Annotated in this window: 8 protein-coding genes; 3 read left to right on the forward strand and 5 right to left on the reverse strand. The window is 62.3% G+C overall.

What is annotated here, in order from left to right; all coding sequences use genetic code 11:
* Nucleotides 1-403 precede the first annotated feature (403 nt).
* Nucleotides 404-2395 (forward strand): bifunctional UDP-sugar hydrolase/5'-nucleotidase, encoded by a 1992-nt coding sequence (locus tag Q0H50_RS07465; protein ID WP_294421001.1) that lies wholly within the window; start codon nucleotides 404-406, stop codon nucleotides 2393-2395.
* Nucleotides 2396-2602: 207 nt separating this feature from the next.
* Here Q0H50_RS07465 and Q0H50_RS07470 read toward each other — a convergent pair whose 3' ends face one another.
* On the reverse strand, nucleotides 2603-2899 hold the full coding sequence (locus Q0H50_RS07470) for a hypothetical protein (protein WP_294421003.1): 297 nt from the start codon (nucleotides 2897-2899) through the stop codon (nucleotides 2603-2605).
* Nucleotides 2900-3009: 110 nt separating this feature from the next.
* Between Q0H50_RS07470 and Q0H50_RS07475 the strand changes: the two genes are divergently transcribed.
* Together Q0H50_RS07475 and Q0H50_RS07480 are read left to right on the forward strand one after the other, a co-directional pair.
* The gene (locus tag Q0H50_RS07475) at nucleotides 3010-4326 is read left to right on the forward strand and encodes a DNA repair protein (protein WP_294421004.1); all 1317 of its coding nucleotides are present in this window, start codon (nucleotides 3010-3012) and stop codon (nucleotides 4324-4326) included.
* Entirely contained in the window at nucleotides 4319-4561 is a 243-nt protein-coding gene (locus Q0H50_RS07480) for a hypothetical protein (protein ID WP_294421006.1), read from the forward strand. The genes Q0H50_RS07475 and Q0H50_RS07480 overlap by 8 nt, the downstream gene beginning before the upstream one ends.
* A gap of 25 nt (nucleotides 4562-4586) precedes the next feature.
* Here the strand turns inward: Q0H50_RS07480 and Q0H50_RS07485 are convergent, their stop codons facing one another.
* From Q0H50_RS07485 to Q0H50_RS07500, 4 genes are all read right to left on the reverse strand, one after another.
* The gene (locus tag Q0H50_RS07485; RefSeq protein ID WP_294421008.1) at nucleotides 4587-4892 is read right to left on the reverse strand and encodes a type II toxin-antitoxin system RelE/ParE family toxin; all 306 of its coding nucleotides are present in this window, start codon (nucleotides 4890-4892) and stop codon (nucleotides 4587-4589) included.
* Nucleotides 4882-5151, reverse strand: coding sequence for a type II toxin-antitoxin system Phd/YefM family antitoxin (locus Q0H50_RS07490; RefSeq protein ID WP_042435898.1), 270 nt, complete (start codon nucleotides 5149-5151; stop codon nucleotides 4882-4884). The genes Q0H50_RS07485 and Q0H50_RS07490 overlap by 11 nt, the downstream gene beginning before the upstream one ends.
* 126 nt (nucleotides 5152-5277) lie before the next feature.
* Nucleotides 5278-6210: an FAD:protein FMN transferase gene (locus Q0H50_RS07495; RefSeq protein ID WP_294421010.1), complete on the reverse strand. Its 933-nt coding sequence runs from the start codon at nucleotides 6208-6210 to the stop codon at nucleotides 5278-5280.
* Nucleotides 6211-6496: 286 nt separating this feature from the next.
* Nucleotides 6497-7073 (reverse strand): hypothetical protein (locus Q0H50_RS07500; protein WP_294421012.1); only part of this gene is annotated, 577 nt, incomplete at its 5' end.

The following is a 7073-nucleotide window of genomic DNA, read 5'->3' on the forward strand; positions in this document are numbered from 1 at the left end:
TCTCCTACGAGGAGCTGGTGGACGGCAAGCTGGTCCCTCGCAAGGGCGAGTTCCGCGGCTGGGTCGCGCAGCTGATCCAACACATGGCCGACCACGGCAAGGGCAAGTTCATCTAAGCGCTTACGGGCCGAAGGGCACTCCCCTTCGGCCCGTTTTCTTTTGCGTGGTTTTGCGCTGCATTCCCTATTGCACCGCTCTCGATTTCGCGGCTTCAAGCTGCGAAAATGGAATCAATTTCGCAACGCGCCCGACTCGCCGCTGGAAAATGAGTTCGAACCCATTTTCGCGAAAAGCAGCGCATTTTTCGGAATCATGCGCGCGTATCATGGGTCGTACGCCACGAGTCACTTGGTTTACTTCTTGAGCCGCCCGCTTCGACCCTTTTGCAGATTGGAGCATCTTTATGAGCACCGAGCTTTCCCGTCGTCAGTTCCTTGCGGGCGCGACCGCCTTCGCTTTCGGCAGCGCTGTGTTCGGGTTGCCGCGCCGCGCGTTCGCCGACGATGCGCAGGCGGGCAGCGCTATCGTCATCCTGCACACCAACGACGTCCACTGCGCTGTTGGCGAAGCCGATGAAAAGGGAGCGACGCCGCTGGGGTATTCGGCGCTGGCAAGCTACGTTGCCGACCGCAAAAGCGTTTTCGGCAGCGGGAACGTCACGCTTGTGGATGCCGGCGACGCCGTGCAGGGCAACGTCATGGGCACGCTGACGCAAGGCCAAGCGCTCGTCGACATCATGAACTCGACGGGATATGACTTCGTGATTCCCGGGAACCACGAATTCGACTACGGGATGCCGCAGTTCAACCACCTGGTTGGCAGCGCGAGCGCCACATACCTGAGCTGCAACTTCACCGATAAGCGCCCCGAGGTGCCCACACTCATGTTCGCCCCGTACGCCATCCAGAGCTATCCGCTTACAGGCGGCGGTACTGCGCGCGTGGCGTTCGTGGGGGTTACCACGCCGGCGACGCTGACGGCTTCGTCGCCGAAATCGTTCTGGCGAAGCGACGACGATCACACGTGCGTGTACGGCTTTTGCGAGGACGATACCGGCGCGGCGCTTGCCGCAGCGGTGCAAAACGCCGTTGACCAGGCGCGCACGGCAGGCGCTGATTACGTTGTGCTGCTGGCGCACCTTGGCCAGGAAGGGTCACCCGACATCTGGCGCTCCGACGCGTTGGCGAAGCGCTGCCGTGGCATCGACGTAATCATCGATGGCCATTCGCACCAGGAATATGTGCAGGTCAAGCAAGACGCCGAGGGTAAAAACGTCATCATCACGCAAACGGGTACGCAGTTCTCCAGCGTGGGCCAGGTCGTCATCAATCCGGACAGCGGCACCATCTCCGCCAGCACGCCCGCCTTCGAGGCCACGCTTTTGCGCGAGGCTCGCAAAAGCGGCGATCCCGCATACGTGCAGGAGGCGACGTTCGGGCGCGATGCCAGCGTGCAGGATGTCATCAACAAGAAGGTTGCGGATGTCAAAGCCCAAACGGGAACCATTATCGGCAAGTCCGAGGTGGACCTGTACGCGTTCGAAGACGACGATTACACCTGGGCCGTGCGAGCGCACGAAACGAACCTTGGCGACTTCGTGACCGACGCGTACCTTTATTATGCGACAAACGCGGGAGTCATGGCCGACATCGCGTTCGTCAACGGCGGCGGCGTTCGCGCGAACCTGAACAGCGGCGATGTGACGAAGGGCGACCTCATCAACGTGAACCCCTTCAATAACCAGCTTTGCTACACCAGCGTTTCGGGCCAGGACCTGCTTGACGCGCTCGAGCTCTCGGCAAGCAGCTTGCCCGAGTCCAGCGGCGACTTCCTGCAGGTTTCCGAGGGGCTGGAGTTCGTCATCCGCACTGACATCGATTCGCCCGTTTTGCGCTCGGGTAGCACGTTCGTCGGCATAGACGACACGAAGGAGCGCCGCGTGCGCCGGGCAAAGCTGCACGGTAAGGCTATCGACCCGCAAGCGGCATACACGCTGGTGTGCCATTCGTACTACCTGGTGGAAGGCGGCGGTTCGTACAGCATGCTGTGCAAGAACCCCGTCACGCTGCTGGGCTTGGACAACGATGCCCTTATGGAATACGTGCAGTTGAACCTGCACGGCGTTATCGGGCAGGAATATGCTAACGCCGCAGGTCAGGGGCGTATTGCGACGCAGGTTGGACCCGACCCCGTGCGCAAGCCTGACCCAGATCCCGAGCCCAAGCAGCCCGAAACGCAGCCACCGGCGAACGACGCGAGCGATCCCAAGCCCCTTGCCCCGACCGGCGATGACGGCACCTTGAAGGCAGCCTCCGCAGCCGTCGCCGCAGCAGCGGCAGTCGGAGCAGCCGCAGTCGCCACCGCCCACGCGAAAACCGAAGACGAACGCGCATAGTCGCAGGTTGAAGCTACAAAAATGGAATCCATTCCACAAAATGCCGGAACCACCGCGAAAATGGAATGAAATCCATTTTCGCGGTAAATGTCGCATTTTGCGGAATCTAATCCATATTGCGACCGCCCGTCACGCCTCGTTTCACCTCCCGCGCCGTCGCGAGTTGCTTGACTACCCTGCCGTGCAACAACATCCAGCCCACTTCCCCTAGCAGCCAGGCTTAGTCGGAGTGTTGTCGATGGCGTTGACCCACCAGCGGTCGACGTCGGGGGTGCCGAGCGCCGGCGAACCTTGGCGGCGCTCCAGGTACAGATTGGTTTCCTTTCGCCCGAAACGGATGCGGAAGCGCGACGTTTTCGCCCCCTTCTGCATTTGCCCCGGCTCCCCGCGGTAGAGCACCTCGTCGATGCGGAACGTGCGCCCATCAGGCCATATGACCGCCAGCGGGTCGATACGCCCCTCGTCGTTCACGTGCAGCACGACGTTGACGTACATTTTGTGCACGCCTCGTCTTTCGCCGTCTTTCGTCATAAAATCCATCGCTATGGTATTATCGAACGCGCGTTCGAAAATTGCTAGCGAACAAACGATGGAGAAACGGAAAGGATTGACGGGTGACGGATTTGCGCAAAACCTCGGGTTGCGTTATATGCATCGACTTGAAGTCGTTCTACGCCAGCGTGGAATGCGCCGATCGCGGCCTTGACCCGTTCACCACCAACCTGGTGGTGGCCGACCCCGACCGCTCCGCGAACACCATCTGCCTTGCCATCACGCCGGCCATGAAGGCCGCCGGCGTGCGCAACCGCTGCCGCGTGCGCGACATCCCGCCGGGCATCGAGTACCTGACCGCCGTCCCCCGCATGAAACGATACATGCAGGTCAGCGGCGAAATCGTGGGCAGCTACCTTGAGCTTGTCAGCCCGCAGGACCTGCAGGTGTACTCCATCGACGAGTGTTTCATCGACGCCGCGCCCTACCTGCGCCTCTACCGCACCGACGCGCGCACGTTCGCAAAACGCCTGATGCGGCGCGCCTTCGAGGTTTCCGGCGTCACCGCCACGGCCGGCATCGGACCGAACATGTTCCAAGCGAAGGTGGCGCTCGACATTTGCGCGAAGCACGCCAGCGACGGCATCGGGCAGCTTGACGACGAGTCGTTCAAGCGCGAGATCTGGTTCCACCGCCCGATCACCGATATCTGGGGCATCGGCCCGGGCATCGCCCGCCGCCTAGCCAAGCACGGCGCGTACGACCTTGCGGGGGTTTGCGCCGTCAACCCCAAGGTGCTGCGCCGCGAGTTCGGCAAAAACGCCGAATACCTGATCGACCACGCGTGGGGGCTGGAAGCGTGCACCGTCGAGCAGGCGCGCAGCTACCGCCCGCGCGGCCATTCGCTGACCAACGGGCAGGTGCTCATGCGCGACTACAGCTGCCGCGAGGTGGAAACGCTGCTGCGCGAGATGGTGTTGGGCAGCGCGCTCGAGCTGGTGAAGAAAGGCTTATGCGCCCAGGTGGCAAGCGTGTACGTGGGGTATTCGGCCAGCAATTTCCCCCACCAGTCGTGGGAGAAGTGCGGGCCGTTCGGCGCCGCGGCCGCCGGCGCGGGCGGGTCGGCGAAGCTGCCCAAACCCACCAACGCCGTCGATGCGCTGACCGACGCCGTGCTGGAGATCTACCGCGCCCGCGTGACGCCGGGGCTTTCCATCCGCCGCGTGAACATAGCGCTGGCGGACCTGATACCCGCCGAGAAGGTGCAGCCCACGCTGTTCGACGACGCCGCGAACGAGCGCAAGCAAGCCGCCTTGTCGCGGGCCATGGTGGACGTGCGCAAACGCTTCGGCGCGAACGCGCTGCTGAAGGCCACAAGTTTGAAAGAGGAGGCGAACGCCATGGAGCGCAACAACCAGGTAGGCGGGCATCGTGCTTAGCCCTGATCAGGCGCGCATAGCCGCCGGCCTGCCCACGCCGGATGTGTGGCCAGGCCTGTCGGCCGACGAGCGCGAATACCGCGCGCAAGTGCTCGACCGCATAGCGCAACGCGTAGCGGCCGACGGCGTGCGCGCGTCGGTCCCCTCGCCCGACCGCGGCAGCCAGTTCATGCCCTTCGCAGCGCTAAAAGGCTACGAAGAAGTAATCGCCGAAGTCGAGAACGGCAAAGAATAGCCCGCTCAGAAAAGAGGCAGGCACATCATATAAGCTTTGCGTAGTCTTGCGTCTGATGAAAGAATGCGATTACCGAAACTTCTTTATCGTTTCGAACGTAAAGTGCAACATATCCCCTGATGAGGGCTTTGCGAATCCCCATACTAGCAAGTCGCGACTCGTTGCAAAGCGGATATAGATCAGGAAGCTGCGATACCGCATCCACAAACTCGTCGAATGCATCAAGCAGCGTGACGACCGCCGATAACTCTTTCAAAACTTCGGCTATATAGCCGCAAGCTTCCGCGAGTCCGGCTTGTGCGGACTCGGAAATCACCACATTAAGCGCCATATGCAGCCCGCAGGTTTGCAGTAACGCATTTTGCATCGGAAACGCGACCGGCGCGCACATCGTCCAACCCGCGCTCAACGATATCGTACAAGCGGGCACGAGCCGCTTCCCTAAGCAAGCCTTCGTATACCTCCGGCGACATTGACACGATTGCTTCGCGACCGTTTTTTGTGACGAAAACGGGCTCTTGGGCTTCCATGACCGTTTCGGTGAACGATGCCGTATTCTTCATTTCTTTAATAGGGACGCAAACTGGCATGAGCAGCCTCCTTGCATATATACCACGATATCGGCACTATACCATAATCATGGTATTATTTACTACCCATCGCATTTCTCGTGTTCATAGCAGCACCTCTGCGTGGTCCCTTGCATACATATCTACCTAACCGACCTGCAGTCTTGTGCCTTTGGCGGTTATGCCGGTGGTTTTTAGTAGGTGGGCGTTGGTGGTTAGGAGGATGGCCTCTATGCCGGGGGTTTGCTCGGCGAAGGTTAGGGCTTGATCGGCGCCCATGATGATGAGCGCGGTGGTGTAGCCGTCGGCGTCGAGCGATTCGTCGGCTATGACGGTTGCGGACAGTACGTCCGTTTCCGCTGGTTTGCCTGTTCGGGGGTCCAGGATATGGTGGAGCACGCGGCCGTCGCGCACGAAGGCGCGCTCGTAGACGCCGCTGGTCACTACCGATTTCCCGCATACGGAAACGCTGGCGAACGATGCGGCTTGCAAGCTGCCGCCCGAAGGCACTGGCGCGCGCAGGCCTACGTTCCATGCACTACCGTCGGGCTTGCTGCCCAAGCATGCCACGTTGCCGCCCAGGTTGATCACGCCGCTGGTTGCGCCGTGGTGTTTCAGCAGGTCAATCACCTTGTCTGCGATATAGCCCTTCGCCATGCCGCCCAGATCGATCGTTGCCCGCGGGTCGGTGATGCGCGCCCGCGCCCCTTCGACCTGCACGTTGCGCCAGTCGACGTGCGCAAGCGCCTCGGCGATAGCGGCGTCGCCAGGCACGACGCCGCGCTTGAAATCCCATAGACGGCACACGCCGCCCATGGTGATGTCGAACAGCCCGCCCGTGCGCTCGCAATATCCCAGCGCAGCGCGCAAAACACCGGCAAGCTCCTCGCCCACGTCGACCCACTCGCCCGCAGCGGCGTTGAGTGCGAACAGCCGGCTTTCCGGGTTGAAGCGGCTCAGCAGCAGCTCGTATCGCGCGCAAAGCGCCTCAACCTCGCGCAACGCAACCGCATCGACATCAGCCGACACGGCGCACACCGTATCGAACGCCCGAAACGTCACGGAACCAAGCTCACACACGATACGCCTCCTCCCAAGATCACGATTCGCAAACCAGCAATCACCCGCCGCGCATAGCTGGGTGCCAGCCAAACAAACCCTACAGTTGTGCGGGCTGCGGGGGTTGCGCAAGTAGATCAAATCCCGCACGTTAATCGCGGTGCGGGTTTGCGCAAGCAACGCAAACCTCGCCCTCGAACGGGGCGGGCGGCACCAACGCAAACCCGCCCCGCAATCAACCAACCCCCCACACAACGCCGAAAAGGGGCTTTTGCGCTCCCGCAAAAGCCCCTTTCGCACTACTTCCCTACTTCGTGAACCTGCTCGCTGCCAGCAGCAGCGCCACGTTCACGACGCAGTCGACCGCCAGCAGGCCGCCCACGACCGCCATGTTCGGGCTGGCCGTGTTGATAGCCGCAAACGTGAGCACCGTCAGCACCATGACCACGGCGCCGCACGCGGCCGCCGCGCCCACCAGGTTCCAGCTCGCACGTCCGCCGGCACGCGAGATGCACGCGCACATGACCTGCGACGACGCACCCAGGAGCGTGCCCAAAAACGCCGTGAAGCACACCGCCGCCAGCACGAGCACACCTGCACCCGGCAGCTTGCTGCTCATGGAGCCCACCTGCACGCCGCTCAAAATGCCGCTAGCCACCACCAGCAGGCACACCAGCGACACCGCCGCCGCAGCCCAACCCCACAGAAACGCCGCCGCCGGCTTGCCGGCGCCCTCGACGCCCTTCGCGAACAGCGCAGCCTGCAGCACCGCACCGGCCGCCGACACCATCAGCGTGAGCGCCGCCGCGAACATGAACGCCACGAACGCCGAGCCGGTCAAGATCGAGCAGATCACGTCGAGCATCGGCACGCCCGACGCCGAG

Origin of the sequence: uncultured Senegalimassilia sp., from assembly GCF_934632265.1 — a bacterium.
In the GTDB taxonomy this organism is placed as follows: Bacteria; Actinomycetota; Coriobacteriia; order Coriobacteriales; family Eggerthellaceae; genus Senegalimassilia.

Bases quoted from the DNA above. Each gene is read 5' to 3' on its own strand.
- Q0H50_RS07490 (WP_042435898.1), bottom strand. From the start codon at position 5,151: ATGCCAGTTTGCGTCCCTATTAAAGAAATGAAGAATACGGCATCGTTC.
- Q0H50_RS07465 (WP_294421001.1), top strand. From the start codon at position 404: ATGAGCACCGAGCTTTCCCGTCGTCAGTTCCTTGCGGGCGCGACCGCC.
- Q0H50_RS07485 (WP_294421008.1), bottom strand. From the start codon at position 4,892: ATGGCGCTTAATGTGGTGATTTCCGAGTCCGCACAAGCCGGACTCGCG.